Source organism: Halomonas citrativorans (assembly GCF_014898005.1).
GTDB classification, from domain to species: domain Bacteria; phylum Pseudomonadota; class Gammaproteobacteria; order Pseudomonadales; family Halomonadaceae; genus Vreelandella; species Vreelandella citrativorans.
In genome coordinates, this window is sequence record NZ_JABUYX010000011.1 from 20,610 (window position 1) to 40,853 (window position 20,244).

General features: G+C 54.2%; 14 protein-coding genes and 1 pseudogene. 4 read left to right on the forward strand and 11 right to left on the reverse strand.

All coding sequences use genetic code 11. From position 1 onward, the window contains the following. Window positions 1-10: 10 nt before the first annotated feature. Together INT20_RS11390 and INT20_RS11395 are read right to left on the reverse strand one after the other, a co-directional pair. Entirely contained in the window at window positions 11-1,222 is a 1,212-nt protein-coding gene (locus INT20_RS11390) for a YeeE/YedE family protein (RefSeq protein WP_193056965.1), read from the reverse strand. Window positions 1,223-1,361: 139 nt separating this feature from the next. After that, entirely contained in the window at window positions 1,362-2,384 is a 1,023-nt protein-coding gene (locus INT20_RS11395) for an AI-2E family transporter (RefSeq protein ID WP_193054718.1), read from the reverse strand. Window positions 2,385-3,648: 1,264 nt separating this feature from the next. On the opposite strand from INT20_RS11395, the gene INT20_RS11400 reads away from it, so the two are divergent. The 4 genes and pseudogenes from INT20_RS11400 to INT20_RS18090 all read left to right on the forward strand — a co-directional run. After that, window positions 3,649-5,445, forward strand: a complete 1,797-nt coding sequence (locus tag INT20_RS11400) for an NAD-dependent malic enzyme (protein WP_193054719.1) — start codon at window positions 3,649-3,651, stop codon at window positions 5,443-5,445. 146 nt (window positions 5,446-5,591) lie between these two features. After that, a complete protein-coding gene (gene fumC, locus INT20_RS11405; protein ID WP_193054720.1) occupies window positions 5,592-7,049 on the forward strand; it encodes a class II fumarate hydratase in 1,458 nt (485 codons plus the stop codon). Between the two features lie 221 nt (window positions 7,050-7,270). Then, a complete protein-coding gene (locus tag INT20_RS11410; protein ID WP_226912146.1) occupies window positions 7,271-8,086 on the forward strand; it encodes a cupin domain-containing protein in 816 nt (271 codons plus the stop codon). Between the two features lie 12 nt (window positions 8,087-8,098). After that, window positions 8,099-8,407 (forward strand): annotated as a pseudogene (locus INT20_RS18090) (cupin domain-containing protein); the annotation flags it as partial. Window positions 8,408-8,478: 71 nt separating this feature from the next. Here INT20_RS18090 and INT20_RS11415 read toward each other — a convergent pair. From INT20_RS11415 to tssM, 9 genes are all read right to left on the reverse strand, one after another. Then, window positions 8,479-9,171, reverse strand: coding sequence for a bacteriophage T4 gp5 trimerisation domain-containing protein (locus INT20_RS11415; RefSeq protein ID WP_407647900.1), 693 nt, complete (start codon window positions 9,169-9,171; stop codon window positions 8,479-8,481). Between the two features lie 57 nt (window positions 9,172-9,228). Further along, on the reverse strand, window positions 9,229-9,492 hold the full coding sequence (locus INT20_RS11420; RefSeq protein ID WP_193054722.1) for a PAAR domain-containing protein: 264 nt from the start codon (window positions 9,490-9,492) through the stop codon (window positions 9,229-9,231). Further along, entirely contained in the window at window positions 9,489-10,400 is a 912-nt protein-coding gene (locus INT20_RS11425) for a hypothetical protein (protein WP_226912147.1), read from the reverse strand. Before INT20_RS11425 ends, INT20_RS11420 begins: the two co-directional genes overlap by 4 nt. Continuing rightward, window positions 10,397-12,319, reverse strand: a complete 1,923-nt coding sequence (locus tag INT20_RS11430) for a hypothetical protein (RefSeq protein ID WP_193054723.1) — start codon at window positions 12,317-12,319, stop codon at window positions 10,397-10,399. Before INT20_RS11430 ends, INT20_RS11425 begins: the two co-directional genes overlap by 4 nt. Beyond that, window positions 12,316-13,677 (reverse strand): DUF4123 domain-containing protein, encoded by a 1,362-nt coding sequence (locus INT20_RS11435; RefSeq protein ID WP_193054724.1) that lies wholly within the window; start codon window positions 13,675-13,677, stop codon window positions 12,316-12,318. The genes INT20_RS11430 and INT20_RS11435 overlap by 4 nt, the downstream gene beginning before the upstream one ends. A gap of 2 nt (window positions 13,678-13,679) precedes the next feature. Next, on the reverse strand, window positions 13,680-15,641 hold the full coding sequence (locus INT20_RS11440) for a type VI secretion system Vgr family protein (protein ID WP_193054725.1): 1,962 nt from the start codon (window positions 15,639-15,641) through the stop codon (window positions 13,680-13,682). A 1-nt stretch (window position 15,642) separates the two neighbouring features. Beyond that, on the reverse strand, window positions 15,643-15,930 hold the full coding sequence (locus tag INT20_RS11445; RefSeq protein WP_192528360.1) for a type VI secretion system PAAR protein: 288 nt from the start codon (window positions 15,928-15,930) through the stop codon (window positions 15,643-15,645). A gap of 67 nt (window positions 15,931-15,997) precedes the next feature. Next, window positions 15,998-16,582 (reverse strand): GNAT family N-acetyltransferase, encoded by a 585-nt coding sequence (locus tag INT20_RS11450; RefSeq protein ID WP_192528359.1) that lies wholly within the window; start codon window positions 16,580-16,582, stop codon window positions 15,998-16,000. Then, on the reverse strand, window positions 16,566-20,213 hold the full coding sequence (tssM, locus tag INT20_RS11455) for a type VI secretion system membrane subunit TssM (RefSeq protein WP_193054726.1): 3,648 nt from the start codon (window positions 20,211-20,213) through the stop codon (window positions 16,566-16,568). The genes INT20_RS11450 and tssM overlap by 17 nt, the downstream gene beginning before the upstream one ends. Between the last annotated feature and the right edge of the window lie 31 nt (window positions 20,214-20,244).

A 20,244-nucleotide genomic window follows, 5' to 3' on the forward strand; every position in this document is an offset into this window, starting at 1 on the left:
TACGTTATAATTAGCAGGTTTTTGCCGCTGGCTGGCGCCCTGCTTCACCGGTAAAGAACAGCGGACGCAGCTTCACACCGACAATATTGCCCGCAAAGGCAGCCACCAGCCACACCCAACCGTGCAAGCTACCCGACGCGATACCACTGAAGTAAGCACCGATGTTGCAACCAAACGCCAGGCGCGCGCCATAACCCAGCATTAAGCCACCAATTACCGCAGCCACCACCGAGCGCAGAGGGATTCTAAAATTAGGCGCAAACCGACCGGCCAAATGTGCAGCCATTAAAGCGCCCAACATAATACCGACGTTCATGACCGTCGTCATATCACTCCACACGCTAGCGTCAAGCGCTGCCGCATTACCTGGCGCCTGCCAATATCCCCAACCCGTTACGCTACCGCCGAACAATTCATATACCTTGGCTCCCCAAAGCGCGAAGGCCGACGTAATGCCCCACGGGCGACCAGCTAGCGCAAGCGTTGCGAAATTCAGCAGCGCCAAGGCCACGGCACCCGCCAATAACGGCCAAGGCCCGCTTAACCAACGCAGAGTAGCGGGTTTCTCAACCATGGGTACCTGTTCAAGTTGACCATGACGACGCTTTTCCATCACGAGGGTAAACACCGCAATCGCCACAAACAGTACCAGGCTGATGGCGATACCGCCCGTCGTACCTGCAATATCAATCAACGATATCGGCTCAAACGCTGGCAAACGCTGCCACCACGCAAAATGCGCCGAGCCAATTACCGAACCGATGATAAAGAAGACAAGCGTAATCAACATACGGGCATTACCGCCACCCGCCGTAAACAGCGTGCCTGAAGCGCACCCGCCGCCCAACTGCATACCAATCCCGAAAAGAAACGCGCCCACCAGCACGGAAATGCCGATAGGGGAGACAAAACCACTCACCGGCGTACCAAACAATGTACCGGCACCCAGCGCTGGGAAAAACAGCACCACGGCAATGGCCAGCATCACCATTTGCGCACGCAGCCCGCGGCCGCGGCGCTCGGTAATAAACACGCGCCAGGCAGAGGTAAACCCAAAGGCAGCGTGATACAACACCATGCCCAGCAGACCGCCTACAATCATTAGCAAACCGGTATTAGCGCCAAATATGACGCCAATCGTTAGCGCTCCTAATACAATCGCCGCAGTCGCCAGTAGTGGTACCCGATAACTGGCCGGAGTCGCGGCAGCCGTCGTCGACATAAATTCACCTATAGGTAACGCCAAAAGCGCCCGTGGATAGACAGGCGCTCTGGTCGATGTGGATAATCGTTATAAGCTTACCGCCCAGCCAACAGGGGGTAAATCATTTATGGCTAATCGTTACAGGGCTAACGAAAAATTACGGCTCTTTTTTATCGTCGTCTTCATGCGCCACATAGAGACGATTCACCATTACGAATAAAACAACCGCCAAGGGTGCGGCCAAAATAACGCCAGGTAAGCCAAACAACGTGCTGCTTGCAAGGAGCGCAAACAACAATAGCGCCGGTGGCAGGCTGACGGCACGCTGCTGCACCAAAGGCTGCAAAATATTACCTTCAATCTGCTGAATAATAACGTAAGCCATCAGTACGAAGAGCGCCGTCTCAGGGCTGACCGTATACGCCAACAGCAGGGCAGGAATAGCGGCGGCAATGGGGCCGACCAACGGTACAAAGTCCAGAAGACCGGCAACTAGTCCCAGTCCTAATGGCGCTGGCACGCCCAGCAGCCACATGCTGATACCCACCAGTACGCCCGTTACCGTCATGGCGACTACCTGACCGCCTAGCCAATAGCGCAATGCCTTACCACTCGCATCCAACGCCTCGCCCAAGCGCGGACGGCTTTTAACCGGTGCCAGTAATAAAAGACCACGGCGGTATAAGTCCGGCTGAGCCGCAAAATAGACCATCCCAACAATCAACACGAACAAATTGATAATACTGCCGCCCATTGAAACCACGATCATGCCGACCTGAGACACACCGCCTTGCATGATGCTTCCCGCATTTTCCACGGCATTATCGATCAAGGGCGCCAACTGCGAATCTTCAAGACGTTCTCGTAGTTGTTCCCACGCCTCAGGCAGCATGGTCGTAAGCGACTCCATTTCAGCTGCAATCTGTGCCCCGAACCCCCAGCTCATGAATCCCAATCCACCGCACAACACTACCAACACAATAAGCAACGATAGCCAACGCGGCACGCCGCGGTTTAGTAGTGGCGCCATGCAGCTTTGCAAAACACAGGCGCCCACCACCGCACCAAAAATCAAGATCAACAACCCTACGAGCTTCCAAAGTATCAGAGCGAGGGCTGCCAACATGAAGGTGATAAGTACGCACTCCGTGAACCGCTGATGTAAATACGTTGATCGCATTCAATACTCCCTTTGCGGATGCTTTGAATACATCAGGCTAGCAGCGAAGTGAACAGTGGGTTTGTGTGATATGTGATGGCCTTACTGATCCAATACACGTCCAAGCGGGAAGACCCTCTCAATACAGCACACGAAAGTATTCGCTGCCCCATTCCGGAGCCGTACAAACGAATACCTGGTACTGCAGTGCTATCGACCTAGCAAGGCCTGAAATACGCGGTTAACGCGAAACGACCGAACCGTTAACGCGCTTACGGGGTAATTCAATATAGACGCTACCGTATAGCGTCTAATAACGAATTTGAAATCGCTGCGATATTTTATAAGAAGAATTTAGAGAGAACACCAAGAACAACCTCTGTGCAGCAACGATTACCGCCCTAGCACTTTCTGAATACCTTTTAAAAACCTATTCTTATCAACTTCTATAGCGTTTCTTTACATAGTCAGAAAAAGCATAACGCAGAACCGTTAACCCTCGCACAGTCCTAACCAAAAAATCCCGCTAACACAAACTAGCTGCATTATTACTACCAATATAAGACAAAAAAATAATTAATACCCCATCATGAAAGAACAATCAATAACAAAAAACACATCCCAAATATTATTTATATTAGATTGACTAGAAATACGAAGTACTCTATAGCGCATTGTAGCGCTCGCAGGGTTCGCTCAGTTGCGCATTGATATACTCAAACACCTGGTTTTTAGCATCGCCAGCATTCAACCATGTCTTCCCGAGGTGGAAAACACGAATTTCAAGGACGCTGAGAAGGCCATCTGATCAAGAGGGCAGTGCGCCAACAGTTTTTCATAAAATTCAACATGCATCCGTGAAGCGGCTTGACTTCCAGTGTTGAGATGATGAGCGAACTGATGGCGAAGCACCACGGGTGCTCCGCCACCCACTCCATGATGACTGTTTTGTTGCTCACTTAGAAGCTGCATCCATCACTTTAAAAATAAATAAGCAATATTTTTTATAAAACAATATTAATATTAAAGGCTTATTTGCTTCTCTCATACCTATCCATAAAAAGCGTCAAATCATCCTAACTTTTATATTGTTTTTTTCATAAGCTAATCTACATTGGTAAGTATCATTAATGACCTCTTAAGCAGTTTAAAAAGAAGTTATTCATGAGCAACAACCATTACAAGAACTATCAAGATCAGATGATGGGTAACTAATAACGCCTGTACTACAGGCTTTTGGCGAAAAAAGCGACGATGGGTCGCAACGATTAAACGGAGAGTTATAATGTTTAGCAGGCAAGCCAACATATCGAAAGATAGCTCTGGTCGCACGCGCATTACAACAGCAGCACGTGGGTACGCAGTACTTCGCGACCCATCTTTAAATAAGGGAACATCGTTTAGTCAGAGTGAGCGTGACGCACTTGGTCTTAACGGGCTGCTTCCCCCAATTATTACTACTGAACTTGAACCGCAACTCATCCGCGCTTATGCGGCCTATAGCGCGGCACCTACTGATCTCGCAAAACATATATATATGTGGGATCTCCATGATGACAACGTGACAATATTTTATGCTCTCCTTCAACGTCATATGATGGAAATGCTTCCCATCGTCTATGACCCTATCGTTGGTGAGGCAATTGAGAACTTTAGTGAGATCATGCACCGGCCACGTGGGATCTTCCTTTCAATCAATGAGCCAGAAAAAATCGAGGAGAAACTTGCGGCCTTCGGTGCAGGCGCGAATGACATTGATTTGCTTGTGGCATCTGATGCCGAGGAAATCCTTGGTATCGGTGATTGGGGGGCCAACGGCATCGATATTTCTATTGGTAAGTTGGCTGTTTACACTGCAGCTGCTGGCGTAGATCCGCACCGAGTGGTGCCGGTGATACTGGATGTAGGGACTGACAATGAGAAATTGTTGAATGACCCCCAGTATGTTGGGTACCGCCATGGTCGTATACGAGGCAAGCAGTATGATGATTTTGTGGACGCCTATGCGGCCGCAGCGCATAAGTTGTTCCCTAAAGCAATGTTGCACTGGGAAGACTTCGGTTCCACCAATGCACGCCGCATTCTGGCGCGTCATCGAGATAAGCTGCCAACGTTCAATGATGACATGCAGGGTACGGGCGCAATCGTACTCGCAGGTCTACTAAACGCGGTAGAACGCACAGGAAACCCCTGGAATGAACAACGCGTTGTAGTCGTAGGGTCTGGTACAGCAGGGTGCGGCATTGCAGATCAGATTCGGGACCAAATGGTTCGCCACGGAGTATCTAAAGAAGAGGCGACTCGTAAAATTTGGTTGGTGGACCTTCCTGGCTTGCTTACTGACGACATGACGGACGGCCTACTTGATTTCCAGCGTCCATATGCGCGGCCCCTTGATGAAGTCACTAATTGGAAACGCACACCCTGTGAGCCAATTCCGGCCGACGAAAGTCGCTGGCCTGCAATGGAGGCTCTACGCGCAGCACGCGCTGCCGCTAGCGGAATTATCGACCTTGCGGCGGTAGTCTCCGAAGTGAAGCCAACTATCCTTATTGGAACGTCGACGACCCCAGGCCGATTTACCGAAAGCATCGTCCGTGACATGGCGTCCAATGTTGAGAGGCCCATCATCTTTCCGCTTTCTAATCCCACCTTACTGCATGAAGCAACTCCTGCTCATCTCATAGAGTGGACAGACGGCAAGGTACTTGTCGCCACCGGCGCTCCCTTCGATGACGTGCAGTACAAGGGTGTCAACTATGTCATTGGCCAGGCTAATAATGCAGCTCTCTATCCTGGGTTGGGCTTTGGCGCCATTGTTGGACGCGTGGCCAAGATTACGGATGAAATGATTTTTGCTGCCGCGCAAGCGGTCGCGGGCCAAGGTCCTGAAGATAAGCCCGGCGCTTCGCTTCTACCATCGAATGCAGAGCTGCGCACCACATCCAGTGCAGTCGCTGTGGAAGTAATTCGGGTTGCTCAGAGTCAAGGGCTGGTGCGCGCCAAGGATCTTTCGGACCCTGTGGAAGCCGTACGTGAGGCTCAGTGGTGGCCAGTCTATAACCCTGTGGAAGCTGATTAAAGTAGTGCGAACTGACAGTCTACCTTCACATAGGGGGCAGGCTGTCAGTTCATTGTCGCTGACGATATTTCAATGACGCCATCAGCGTCTCCCCCCATTCCAACGACAGCTACGCTTTTATATCTTTGTATACAGGATAATAAGCTATGACGACGAATAATCAAGCAGATGCCTTACGTGATCTCCCCATTGGCATTGAGGCCGACGGCACACGTTCTGAATTCGATTCTATGGGAAGTGTCGACGTGCCGGCGGATCGTTACTGGGGTGCCCAGACTCAGCGCTCGCTGATTCACTTTAATATTGGTGATGATTTAATGCCAAAAGAGGTATATCACGCCTATGGATACGTGAAAAAGGCATGCGCTATGGTAAATGCGGCGGCTGGTCGATTGTCTGACACTAAGCGCGACGCAATCATTCATGCCGCTGATGAGGCGATCACCGGTAAGCTCGACGCCCACTTCCCGCTGTATGTCTGGCAGACAGGATCTGGTACTCAGTCGAACATGAATGTTAATGAGGTACTTTCGAACCGGGCAATTCAGCTTCTTGGCGGTAGCATCGGTTCTCAGCAACCCGTTGCTCCAAACGACGACGTCAATATGGGCCAGTCGTCAAACGATACATTTCCTACCGCCATGCACATCGCCTCAGTATTCGCGATTGATGAGGTACTGTTGCCCCAAGTAACAAAGCTTGTGGAGACGATTGAGAGCAAAGCCAACCGCTGGATGGACGTAGTAAAAATTGGACGTACGCACCTGGAAGATGCTGTCCCTTTAACGGTTGGCCAGGAATGGCACGGTTGGGCCGGGCAGATTAGAGCAGCAATTGCTGACATTGAGGCCAGCCGCTCGGGGCTCTACGAGCTGGCTGTCGGTGGAACGGCCGTTGGCACTGGCCTGAATGCGCCTAAAGGCTTTGCCGTCGACGTTGCTGCAAAAATCGCCGAACTGACTTTCAAGCCTTTCATTACAGCACCTAACAAGTTCACCGCACAAGGCTCGTTGGATGCAATGGTCCGAGCACATGCAGCACTTCGTGGGCTTGCAGTAGCGTTAATGAAGATTGCCAACGACATGCGCTGGCTGGCTTCTGGACCGCGTTGCGGCTTCGCCGAACTCACCTTGCCGTCCAACGAACCTGGCTCTTCTATCATGCCTGGAAAGGTTAATCCAACCCAGTGCGAAGCAATCGTCATGATTGCTATCCAGGTAATGGGCAACGATACAGCTGTTTCCGTCGCTGGCAGCCAAGGCAACTTCGAACTTAACGCCATGCGGCCTGTGATCATCAATAACTTTTTGCATTCTGCCCGGATTATCGCCGATGGATGCGGTAGATTTTGTGAGTTTTCTGTGGAAGGCACGGAACTGAACGAGAAGAAAATCAAAGAATACGTCGCAGGAAGTGTGATGCTAGTAACGGCTCTATCGCCCGTGATCGGTTATCAAAATGCAGCGCACATAGCCGAAAAGGCAATCGCGGACGGCACAAGCCTGCGTGATGCTGCCTTGGCTTCAGGCAAGGTTAGTGCCGAACTCTTCGACAAGACTATTAAGCCGCTAGATATGGTTGGCAGTGGACTTGCAGGTGCCTAAGAAAAATAGCACACCACTTTATCTTGAAAGTTCAATGATAACGTTTCTAAAGCAGACATATCGAACCTGGAGTTTGATGCTCTGGCCGTACGGTTATATAGCGCGAAGGAGAGTGAGGAGTTCGTTTAATTTCTGAATAGCATCACCCGGCTGTTATCCACTTCAACTGTAACAATAACTACATTGACCAATACGTTGTAAGTAAATACAGGAGCAAAGCCATGACTGATAAAGACGTACCTCAGCCCATTCGCGGAACCCAGGGCGCTGACGACCCAGGCCCACGTAATGTTGTTCTGGATAAAATGAACCCAGATATCTTCCTGCCTCCAGAAACCGACAATGCCGGGATCCCGAACCTGAAGTTTCCGTTCGCCATGGCTCATAACCGTCTTGAAGACGGCGGCTGGGCGCGGGAAGTGACGCTGCGCGAGTGCCCGGCTTTGGAAGAACTCGCTATCGTTAATATGCGCCTTGGCCCTGGTGTTATTCGTGAACTCCATTGGCATAAAGAAGCCGAATGGGCCTATGTAACGGAAGGCCGCGTGCGTTTCTACCTGGTTGACGAAAACCGTCAAACGCTGGTTGAAGATCTCGGGCCAGGTGATCTCTGGTTTGCCCCCGCAGGCGTTCCACATGCCATTCAGGGTCTTGAAGAAGGTACCGAATTCGTGCTGATCTTCAATGACGGTAACTTCTCCGAAAACGAGACACTGCTCGTCACAGAGCTCTTCGCACATATGCCGAAAGAGGTGCTGGCCAAGAACTTCGGTGTTCCGGAAAGTGCCTTCGACAACATCCCGCCTTCTGAAAAGTATATTTTCCGTCAGCCACAACCAGCGCCCATTGAGCAGGTTCGCGAAGAGCTCGGCGCTGGTAACATGACCGGCAAATATGTGTTCCGGGGAGGCGATATTCCTGAAAACACATGGCAAGGCGGCGCGACCAAAATCATCGATTCGAAAAGTTTCGACGTCACGACCATGGCGATGTTGATGATTAAGCTTGAGCCCGGCGGTATGCGAGAAATTCACTGACACCCCGATGCTGATGAAATTCAGTACTACCTGTCTGGCCAAGCACGCATGACGGTGTTCAATGCTGTCAGCAATGCGCGTACTTTTAACTACGGCCCCGGCGACGTCGGCTATGTGCCAAAAAACCTGGCGCACTACATTGAGAATATCGGTGACGAGCCAGTGTATGTTCTCAACGTATTCAACAAGGGCGACTACCGCGATGTCTCACTGAACCAATGGCTGGCACTGACACCCGCCAGCATTGCTCAAGGCCACCTGGACGTCGATGACACACTAATGAAGTCACTGCGCCGCGAGCGTTGCCCGGTAGTGAAGTAATACAGTTGGGCAGTCATTGAAAACCGCTAGCCAGCCTCGTTGAGGCTGGCTTTTTTACGCTAAAAAGTGCGTCAATCATCCATCAGACAAAACCGCCCAAGGCCGACCGCTGAACGAAGCTTGTCCATTGTTTTGGTTGCCTCTTCACGCGCCCGTTGATAAGCCATATGAGCCCTCAGGTGACGTAACAACACGTAAAAAAGCCAGCGCCAACGCGCCTGCGCGATCTTCTTGAGGTTTTGACATGCTGCGGCCAGCAGACATTGCTCTTTGACACGCGCCATAAGCTCCCCGTCCGCCTTGAAGGTAATATCGCCATTGGCACGGGTTTGATAGCTACCCCCAACCTTTAACCCGCGCTCTCCATCAATCTGTTCAGTGTGGTTGGTGTGCACGGTGACATCGCGATTGCCGTCAATGGTTTCGATGCGGTCCTTGGCGACCAACAAGCGGGAATTATTACCAATGGTCGCGATGTCATCGAACTCTACCCGCCTCTGGCGGGAGTTCAGAACATGCAGCTCCATGTTTTCCTGGGCATGCATGTAGATGAACTCTTCCCCCACCTGGTCTTCGAAACAGAGTTCGTTAAACCCTTTGCCCTGATGGGTCTGCGTTTTAATGCCAGTACGGGTTTTATGCTCGGGAAATGGGTACGGTGAAAGATTATCCGCGTGACAGGTACGCCCAGTGACCAACGGCTGATCCGGGTCGCCTTCCAGGAAGGAAACGATGACCTCGTGGCCAATCTTGGGGATGACGATACTGCCGTAGCCGCCTGCCTAGGGAAGCGCGGATTCAGCAGCTGGCCTACACGCGGTTTAGGGCTCGACCTTAGCACTGCTCGACGCGGTAATAATCTCACCGCCATGATCCGTCTTGCAGCCAAGATATGCCGTGGGGCGGCCATCATGATGGGAGTGGCTGGAACCTTCGATAATGGTCGCACCGCAGCCGGTTTTATCCCCCACCCGCGCTACGGGCTGGCCCTCTACTTGAGAGGGCGAACCGGAGGTGATTTCGGTAGTGCCGTGGCCATGGATGGGGCAACTGTGCAGGTCGCCTTTACGAGCTACGGGTTTCATCGGCAGATTTCCCACTGGCCATCGCGTTGGATGAAGTAGAGTCTTACGTTTGAGACTTGTTCATCACTTCCTGCGTGCCCAAATCGAATCGGCGCTGCTACTCCCTCACGGGTAAGCCAAGCCACACGATTATCCGCTCCTAAATTCAATGTCATCGGCTCTTCTGGAAAAGGATCTAGCTGGAAAAGGTTAGGATTATCAAAGAACATGCTAAAACTTGCTCGCTGGCGCACGTAGGCTTCGGATTCTCCTGAAGCTAAAGCAAGCTCTTCAATCATGGTTTTCGATGCGTCCATTAGCGCATTGTTATCTTGGGCCTCAAAGAGTGTATATAGTCGGCGATATTCACGGGCTAGGCTATCACGGGTAGCATTACTGTCTCTTAATACGTCGCCTTCCTCCCAGCACCAAGTGGGCATCGGCTGACGGTTGTTAAAAGGCACCTCCAGTCTGAAATAGTCATCATCCCAACGGATGGAACTAGCTACCACATTTAATGGAGCTTGATCATCTACATTAACAACTTCTGGTTTAAAACCTTCGAGACCAGGTTGTATAACAACCTCAAAGGCGGTTTTGGCTTCAGTGTTGGGGTTTTCCCCCTGCTCCCAATACTCCATGGAGAGGCGCAACTCATGCTGCTCTTCAAATGGTTTATCAGAGGGCACTGGCCATGCGTAGAACTGGATTTCGTTACGACCATTACGTATGTATTGGGATGCTGGCAGCATTGTATTTTGATGCCCCGGCACCCCTGAAAAATTTAGCATTATCTCTTGCATGTCTACTGAAGATGCCAACCCATTCACGCTCCAGCGTACGCCGAACTGGTACTGTGTTTCTTGGGCCATTGCCTGTGTCTCCATCATAACTAAAAAAGATAGTAATAACGCCACTAATGTTTTCATGAGAAAGTTATAAACTCCCCTGTATAGCCCTCTGCGAGGGGGTAAGTGTTAGTATTTTCTGAATCTTCAACCCAGTTGATTGTCATGGTGTTTAGTACGGCTTGTCGTGAATTATTAGAACTGGGGCTTGGGCGACCACCAGCATCTGATTGTCGACCACCTGACTCTACATTCACTTTCTTGAACGACTTTATTTTTAAGGCAGCGCCTTTGTGGTAAAGCTGATACCCCCAACGGCCTTCGTTTGTTTTAATTCGAATACCACCTTCGGTAACGACTTCAGCCTCGTATTTGAAAACATGTCTATCGGTGATGATCGAGTCAAAATAGCCAAGAATACCGCCCATGGCCTTAGCGGTAAGTTTGACTTCAACCTGACCTCTGACAGTTGATTCGTCGAATTTCCCCTCATGAAAGTCGTAAACGCCTCCAAGCAGTTCATCGGCAGTAGCATCCTCCGATGCCTTGAACCCCGCCCCAAGCGAGATTGCCATGAAAAGCGAAGGATCAATTTGATATTGGGCAACAAGCAGGTTTCTTCCTGTTTCCGCATCTTCCAAGAATGTGACTAGCGTATGAGCCGCTGCTCCTAAAGGAGTAACGACGGGCAGCCTTCTTAACGCACGCTTCAGCGCTAGATAAATATCGACCTTGACACCAAATGCAAAATCCAACGAAAGGCCTACATCTAGCTTCCACGTAAGCTCAGGGCCTCCATCCTGCTCAATCTGCTCGGTCCCAACTTGCATACTTAGCTTTGGGCCTACCGTAAAAATATTGGCTAATTTATCTGTATCATGTTCAGTACTCAGCCTTTTTGCCAAGCTCTTGGCATTGGTTGTCAACGAATCAATAAATTGATCAATTGAACTCCCTTGCTGACGAGCATTTTGCTGCCTGCGAAGCGATGGAGCACTATCGTAGGTCGTGGTTGCGCTACGATATTTTCCTACTTTGATATTTTTGGTATTACTGCCACACGTTACGCCTATTTCAGCATCGACTTGCCAGCCCTGCTCATGCGTAATCTGCCTGGGGTTACTCCCCATATCCAATTCAACACGTAATCGCCTAGCCTCACTTCGTGGAATATTCTCGGTTCCTATTTGAGGCGGCTGTACACTCACTTTTCCTTTAAATTTCAGGCTAGGCACAGTGACAGAGGTAAAAAGAAAGTCTCTTGTACCGTCATAACTGATCCTGAATTGCTCCTCCTTTGCCATGATGCCTCGATTCATGATGATATCGAGAATAATGACAGCCGTCTCGAAAGCAAGGCCATAATCCCCTAACCGAGGAATGTTGGTCAGAGGAGAACGGGGATTCGTTTCAACTTTAAATGGTATCTCAACTCCCGAGCCAATAGGCGTACCCCTTAACTCTTCGGTCCAATACAACGTGTGCATTTGATGTGGGCAGTCATCGGCAAGCATGATGGTGACAGTGCCCTCATCCTTGAACGTCGAACCGCTCAGAAATCCTTCAAAGCTCAACTCCCCCGCTACCGCTTGGTCGGCTACGAAATAGATTTTGCAGTCGGTATCTTCTAGCTCATTTACGCCCTGCAAAACTACCCGTGCATTGCTACCACCGTGACAGACAACTTCAACCTTCTCGATACAAGGGGTTTGCGAAGCGCATATAACACACATTTCACCAAATTCAGGGTCTTGACGGCTTTCTCCGTCTGCTGGCTCCCAAGGAATTGGGCTTTCAGTGAGCCGGTCAGCGCCGCTAGAGACATATTCACTATAAATACTATTGCTGACTTGCCCCTGAGCGACGACCGTTCCTGGATGGCTATCGTCGTTCGCCATCGCATTTTGGATCCTGCTTAGTAACCTTTCAGGCTGTCTGAAAGCCTCTGACTGCTCTTGCACCAGATACGCCATGTCCTCAAGAGTCGGTTGATAACTCATGACCGCTCCTCACTGACAATGGGTCGATAGTTGTCGTGCTGCATATTGCCTTCCTCATGACGATACGGTGCGAGTAACACATGCCGAATGCGTCCTCGGGGTAGCCAAGCATCCAACTGGTCACGCTTTCGCCAGCCAGCCATTTTGGGATTTTCCAGGATGCGCTGAGCCTCAATGTGGCCGTCGGGGAACGTTTCACCAAACTCGATCACGCACTTCGTCAACGTTCGCACCTGCTTTTTGGACCCCAGCCCGTAGCGTTGCCCCAGTTGTGCGGCGGTTTGAACAGCTGACAAACGTTGGTCAATCAAGGTTCGGGGGTATTGCTCACCAAGCGATAGGGCGAGGTTCGCCTGGGCGCGCTGCTGCATCAGGACGCCAAAGCGTTCGAACTCTTCCTGGCCGATAGCAAACTGACGGCTCTGCCTACCGGTATCGCGGGCTTGGCTACTCAGCGACACCTGCACCAGCCGGCCCTGCACCTCGCTTGCCTGGGTATCAAGTGCTACCGACGGCGTTAGCGTTAGCTCCGATGGCAACGCCATCAGCGGCGACACCGGCGCGATGATCGCTTCCAGCGGCGCCATAAAGGCCGCCAGCTTCCAGGGCTCGAGCGCCTGGGTCATATCCAGGGCTACACGGGGGTCGTAGAAGCGGAAGTACACCGGGGCCTGGTCGTTGGCGGACGTCCAGAGCATGGTGAACTTGCGAAGGTGCGTGCGCAGTTGCTTGAGCGTGGCGTGGGAGTGAAACAGCACGCCCCAGTGCTGGTCCTGGGGCAGGCTTTCCAGCCAAGTGCGAATGTCGCTGTCGGCTTCAATACGCACAAGCCAGGGGGCATTGGCCTGAGTCGTGGCATTGGTAGAGGCGTACAGGCACGTATGCTGCGCATCGGTTTGAGCCAGGCGTGCCTGCACCTCGCGACAGTTCACCCCGTCCACCACTGCCCATAGGGGCGGCTGGTTGGCACTCAGCAATGCCTGCCATGAGGTTTCGCTATAAGTCATGGGGGCAATGTAAGGCGCGGGCACAACAGGCTCCGGCTCGGCGATGAGGGGCAGCATCTCGCCGTACACCACCGGCTGTTTAGATGACGTCGCATGGGCCAGTTCCACCAGCATCTGCGACATTCCCTGGCGCCGAAAGCGTTGTAAAAGCGTTTGCACTGACTCCAGCTTCAGAAGGCTCAAGCCTTCTTCCTGGAGCCGGGTTTGAAGAAGCGCACGCACCTCATCTTCTGATGCGGCCAGTACCGCTACGGAAACGACGGCCTCATCGGCTTCTTCCTCCCACTGTCTGGCTGCCGGGGTATTGGCCACAATATGGCAACGGGCAACCCAGTAATCCGGCGTCGCCATGGTTACTCCTCTTCCAGCGGACAGTGAGACACGAAGGGGCTGCCTTCGCCCGCGGCTACTTCCAGTACGGCAGGCACCGGTGGCAGAGCTGCGGCGCTAGGTGATGCCGAACCCACGTTCAGTACCGGTGTCACATCCACACTGCCGCCGGAGAGTACCAGTGCCGACCCGCCCGCGACCAGCGTGATCTTGGTCGCATCGAGAATGAGTTCGCCGTCGGCCTTGAAGGTAATATCGCCATTGGCATGGGTTTGATAGTTGCCCCCAACCTTTAACCCGCGCTCGCCATCGATCTGTTCGGTGTGGTTGGTGTGCACGGTGACATCACGATTGCCATCAATGGTTTCCACACGATCCTTGGCCACCGCCAGGTGTGAGTTATTGCCAATGGTGGCGGTATCATCGAACTCGACGCGCTTCTGGCGGGAGTTCAGGACATGCAGCTCCAGATTCTTCTGAGCATGCATGTAGATGAACTCTTCCCCCGCCTGGTCTTCAAAACAGAGTTCGTTAAACCCTTCGCCCTGATGGGTCTGGGTTTTAATACTGGTACGGGTTTTATGCTCGGGTAAGGGGTACGGTGAAAGATTACCCGCATGATAGGTACGTCCGGTGACCAGCGGCTGGTCGGGGTCGCCTTCGAGGAAGGAAACGATCACTTCGTGGCCGATGCGCGGAATCGCAATGCTTCCATAACCGCCGCCTGCCCAGCCCTGAGCCACACGCACCCAGCAGCTGGCGGTTTCATTGGGTTCGGCGTAGCGGTCCCAAGGGAACTGTACTTTTACGCGACCGTGTTCGTCGCAGTAGATCTCCTCGCCTTCCGGGCCGACCACAAACGCGACCTGGGGGCCGTCCACGCGGGGTTTGGGATTGGGCGTGGGGCGCCAGGGGGCGTCGCCGGGTATGAGGGTGACCTGGTTGGCGTAGCGTGTCATGCCGCTGGCATCGCTGTGCGTCATACCATCTTCTTCCAGCGCCTGGGGCTGCTCGCCTACGTGGCGTGCCTCTACCACTTGCCAGTCGCGGTTAAGGCTTTGCGTGTCGTGGTCGGTCAGGCTGAAGCGCACGCCGGGGGCAAGTTCGGGCAGGTCGCTTTCAGCATTCGCGGTGATCGCTTCGCGGCGAAGCTCTTCCAGACGGATGCGGGTAAACGGCTGGCCCGAGGCGTCCTGCTTGTAGCGGCCGGGGTAATCGAAGTGTTCGTAATCCGTCTGCTGGCCGTGAGCTTCCACGTCGCGGCCCAGGTGTTCGTGCAGTTGGGCGTAGGCCGGGTTCTTGAAGCTGTAGTCTTTCAGGGTGGCAGTGGCCGCCGCCACACGGGCAGTGTGGCTGAGCTTGCGCACATGGCGGGTGGGCGCGGTGCCGCCAGCACGGCTGTGGTAGGTGCGCTCGCCTAAATTTGCCAGCACTTGAGGATCATCGGCAAACACTAGCCGGTGAGCGCTCTCTTCAAATTCATGGAAGTAGAACAAGCCCTCTTCGGCGGCGAGGCGTTCGATAAATGCCAGATCGGTCTCGCGGTACTGCACGCAGTATTCACGCTCGGGCAGCTCGCGGGTGACGGCGAAGGCCACATCGGTAATGCCGCGCTCATCACACAGGGTATTGATGATGGTTAGCGGGTCGACTTTCTGGAAGATACGCGAGTTATGGCGCAACGAAAGCCGCCAGAGCGCCGGGCGCAGCACCAGGGAGTAGAAGGTGCGCCGATGGCCGCGGTCGCCGCGACCAAACTCGCTAACGATACCGTGCACGTGACGCAACGCTTCACCATCCTGCCAAACGGTCAGGGTGGCTTCGCGGTCCAGCAGCTCGGCGGCGTCCAGGCGGCCGTCGCGGCTGGCCAGGTTGAGTACCAGTTCAAAAGGCTGGGAGAGCGCTTCGCGGTGGGTAAAGTCGATCACCGCGATATCATCAACGCCGGGTAACGTCAGGGTAAATTGCAATCCTGTGCTTGCCATCTTAACTGCCCTCTCCTGAACCTGAACCAATGACGACACCACCGCAATCGACCGCATGGCCTGTTAAAGCAGCTGGTTTGCCGTCAATAAGAATCGTGCCGGAACCCTGGGCTATCGCCCGTGGGTGCGGGGGGTGATTGGGCTTATCGTGAGGCTCTAACGGGTCACCTACTCGGGCCACCGGTTTGCCATCCATGATGACCGTGCCACTACCCGCAATGACGGGCGTAGGGGGATAACCATCATGGTCGGTTCCTATATCACCTACGAGTACAAATTTCTGGCCCATTACCACTGCTCCTTTTCTGGTCCCGTATCTTCCGTCCTGCCTGCCACTCTGCTGTCGTGCTGGCGGGCTACTCATCCCACTGAGCGGGGGCTTCGTAACTTGCCACTTCCAGGGCATCCACGTGCTGACGGGTAAAGCCTGCCGCCTCCAGGCTGTCGATGGCCGAATGGCAGGCCAGCGGCAGGCGTGTTTGCAGTGGTACGCCACTTAAGCTGCGCCGTATCGCCATCAGCAGGCGAGTACCGTGGCCACTGCCCTTCCACTCCCGACTGATATAGAAAAACTTGAGCTGCCAGGCGGCTTCGTCATCAGGCCGACAGACAAGCACCATACCCAGCGGTGGGCCTTCACCATGACGAAGTGCTAGCAGGCGGCCCTGCCAGTGCACTACCTGGCCATTTTCCCGCTGCATCCACACCTGGCGATTAACGGTGAATTCAAGCGCTCGACGCAACGTGTCGAGCACGCTTTTATCGCGCAGCACCCATGGTGAGTGGCCTTTTGCATCGGCGTGATACACCGCCTCGATAAAGCTGTCGATATCCTCGTTGCGCGCATCCTCCAATGGGCGCGAGCGCTTTGCGCCATGACGCTGGCGTGTGGCGGGCGTTACCCCGCCCGAGGTAAACAGCTGCTTAAGTTTGGTCAGCATTGCCACCTCGCTCGGCGTAAAGGGCAGACGGCAGTTGGAAGCCTGCCGCCAGCGGGCGTGTGAAGGGGTTAGGCGCGCCGTTGGCAAACAGGCGATAGCGCATGGTGCCGCCGTCAACGTTGAACCTGAGTTCAAGTTCGCGCTCGCTTACACTGGTAATATCGGCCTGTTCCAGAAGCCGAAACCATGCCCAGGCGCCATCCTGGGTAACGCTGCGCGGTGAGCGGTTCACCTCGCTCGGCACCATGGTGATGCGGCTTTCGGTGCCGCCGCGTAGCGCGTTTGGCCAAATCATCGACACACGCTGGCTAGCACTGTGGGCATACTCGATCAGTTGCCCATCGACGCTGATCACGCTGCGCCGCTTGTCCGGTGAAAGGCTGATGGGTTCAAGCGCAAACTCCACGTCCAGCGCGCCGTCGCGGCTGAAGTAGGCGCGACGGATCTGCTCGGCCTGCTGAATGGCGGTGTACAGGCTGTCGCGCAGCAGCGAATTACCTTCGGCATCCACCAGGTACTCAGGCGCACCTTCGATAAAAGGCTGCAAGCTGTCCTGGTAGAAGGTGTCCAGCGTGCCACCTGGGGCGAAGAAGTCCTCAAAATCGCTCAGCGCCACTTCCTGGCTGGCATTAGGCGCCAGCGGGTAGCGGCCTGCCAGGCGCTCCTGATAGGGCGCGACCACGTCATCCAGCCACTGGCTTTCAAGGTGACGCGTGGCACTGGCCATCATCAGTTGCCAGCTCTGGTCGGCCAGGTTGTGCAGCATGCGGCCCACCGGCTCTGGCGTACTATCGGCAATGCGCTGCAGGTTGTAGATGGGGTCATTACCGCGCAGCGACAGGCGGTCACGCACGCTAACGAAGGCGGCACGCCCTGTATTGCTCGACTCCTCAATCTCCATCAAGTAATCACGCAACGCGGTTACCGCCGTTTTAATCTCCTCAAGCGAAGAGGGATTATTGTTACGCGCTTGGCTTAGCTGATTGATGGGCGTGAACGGCTGCTCAATGGCAAACGCAAGCTGGTAACGCTGCGATTGGCGGAGCGCCTCACGGGCCTGCTCGTCATCGTCGGGGAGCTCGGGGTAGAGGCTGGTATTGCGTTCCACCGCGGCCAACAACCTGTCAAGCGGACGCTGACTGCCCACCAGAGCATCTGCCACCACAATGGCCTGATGAATATCGGGCAGTGGCACTAGCTGGGTATCACGCAGGGCATCGCGCCAGCTGGCATGGTAATCCCCTACATAATGCTCACGCAGGGCCACCTGAAGCTGCTGCCGGTCGGCTTCGCTGAAATTGATGTTATCGCGCTGACCCAGCACCCAGACATCAATCAGAGCAAGCTCCGTCGCCCGGTCAAGCTCTTGTAGGAAGTAGTTCTCAAAGCCATCGCGGGTGAGCAGATGCGGCAAGCGCACATTTTCAGGGTCATCGTTACGCGACATAAACACGGTGTTGAACAGCGTGCCCACGCTGCGGCGTAGGTCCAACGGCTCCCCTTGACGATTACCGGCGGCCTTAAGGGCAGCGTATACCCGTTCGTCGATGGGCTGGCGTGACAACTCCTGCTGAGAGGCGGCAATACTTCCCTGAAGCGGGGCCATAGCCTGCTCGGCGCTCGGGCTGCCTTCGGCAATACGGCCTTCAAGGTCGCTATGTTCCAGCGCGTAGTCCAAATGCATCAATAGTCGCTGCTGAACCTCGCCCTGCTGGGGAAAGCTCCCCTGCCAGCGGTTGGCCATAAATCGCTCAACGCGCTCCGGCTGACGGCCACTGGCATCCGACATCATGCGCAGTACACGCAATAGAGAAAGCTTCGTGTTACTGCCCTCTTCGGCGCGGTTCATATCGTCCATGATGCCGATCATCAGCGCGGGCAGGAACTGACGCTCCAGCATGGCAAGATAGGCACGTTCCACCTGGGCACCAATGACATGCCCCTGATACAGCCCCATATCCGCTAAATAAGGCGTATGTGTGCGGTATCCGTCGAACGTTTCCAGGGCATAGCGCAGCCGGTCAAGTGGGTCCAGTAGTTCAAAACCAGTGGGATCATCACTCTGGAAGGCTTCAGGCTGGGTGGCCAAAAAGGTTTCTGCTCGCTGCTCAACCGCCGCGAGCGATACGCTGTTTTTCTGATAAAAATGCGTCCAACCGCCTACCAGAATAACCCCTAGCACCAGGCATGCCGCCAGGCTTGCCTTGCGCACGCGCCTGCGCCGTTGAGTAACTCGGGCGTTGTCACCGGCAAGCCCCGCCTCCGGGTAAATAACCTTATCGAACAGCTCTTCGGTAAAGTAGAGCGCGCTGCGCGTGGCCCGATGAGCAGGCTGAACACTGTCATCCATTCCATAGCGCCGGGCAGCAGCATCCACGAACGGGTCTTCCGGCACGCCTTGCTGATACACCGACGTAAAGTAGGCACCACGCACCATGGCAGCGGTTGAAAAGCGGTCACTGGAAAGTGCCTCCGTCAAAAAGCCAAACAGCACCTCGCGCAGCCCTGCCAGTTGCCGCACAAAACGGAAGACGGATTCACGCTCTTCACGGTCGCGGCACTCGGAAAGCATGGAAGGCATCAGTTGGTTCAGGCGCGCCAGCATGGCGTCGTAGTCGGCCTCGAACTCTGCTTCCCACTTGCCCGGGGTGTCCATGGATGCAGGGGTAAACGTAAAGCCCAGCGGCGCTCGGCGAGCAGCACGAGAGTAGTGACGAAAGAAATCATCAAAGCCGTGCAGCAAATCCATCTTGCTGAACGTGACGTAAACGGGCAGGCGAGTGCCGTGACGCTCCATCAGTTCGCGTAATCGGCTGCGCAGAAGCGCGGCATAGGCTTTGCGAACGGCAACCTGGGCATGGCTTAGTCGTGCAAGATCCAGCACCAGCACGACACCATCCAGCGGGCGCTGGGGGCGATTACGCTCCAGCCAGCCAACAAAGTGGTCCCACAGCCTGCGCTGAAGCTCTTGAGGCTCGCCTCCTTCCATTGCCCCTTGGGTTAACAGCTCGCCATCAGGGTCAATCAGTACGGCCTTATCGCCAATCCACCAATCGAACCCCAGTTGGCCTTGTTTACTGCTCTGCCCCGAGGCTTTCATGACATGGGTGAGGGCAAAGTTCTGGCCGGAGCGGTTGATCAGGCTGGTTTTTCCAGCATTTTCCACGCCCATCACCAAATACCACGGCAAGCGATAACGGCTGTTGCTGCCCCCCAGGCTGTCGGAAATCTCGTTGAGCGCAAGGTTAAGAGAGGTTTCCTGACGCTCAACCTGAGACATGATCGGGTCTTGCAGGCGCGCTTCTTCTTGCTGGCGCTCGTCATCCAGGCTGCGTAGCCGCCGGGCAAGACGTACGCCCCATATAACAGCAACGAGCGTTACGACCGCTAGCGTTGCCAGCAGGCGGTTGGTCAGCGGGGCAAGAGGCATCATGTCACCCACTTCCCAGCGTGGCCCCAACCACCAGATTGCGACCACTAGGACAACCAACAGTAGCGCCCATAGCAGCGTGGATAGCCGCAGCAGCCCTTTGGCTTTATTGCCGTGAGCATTGGCTCGATTTTTTGCTGTTTGCGCCCGCGACAAGCCAGGCACCCAGCGGCTCAGCTTCGACGTTATGGTTGACCACATTAGCCTTATCCCTCGTCCCTTTAATGATGAC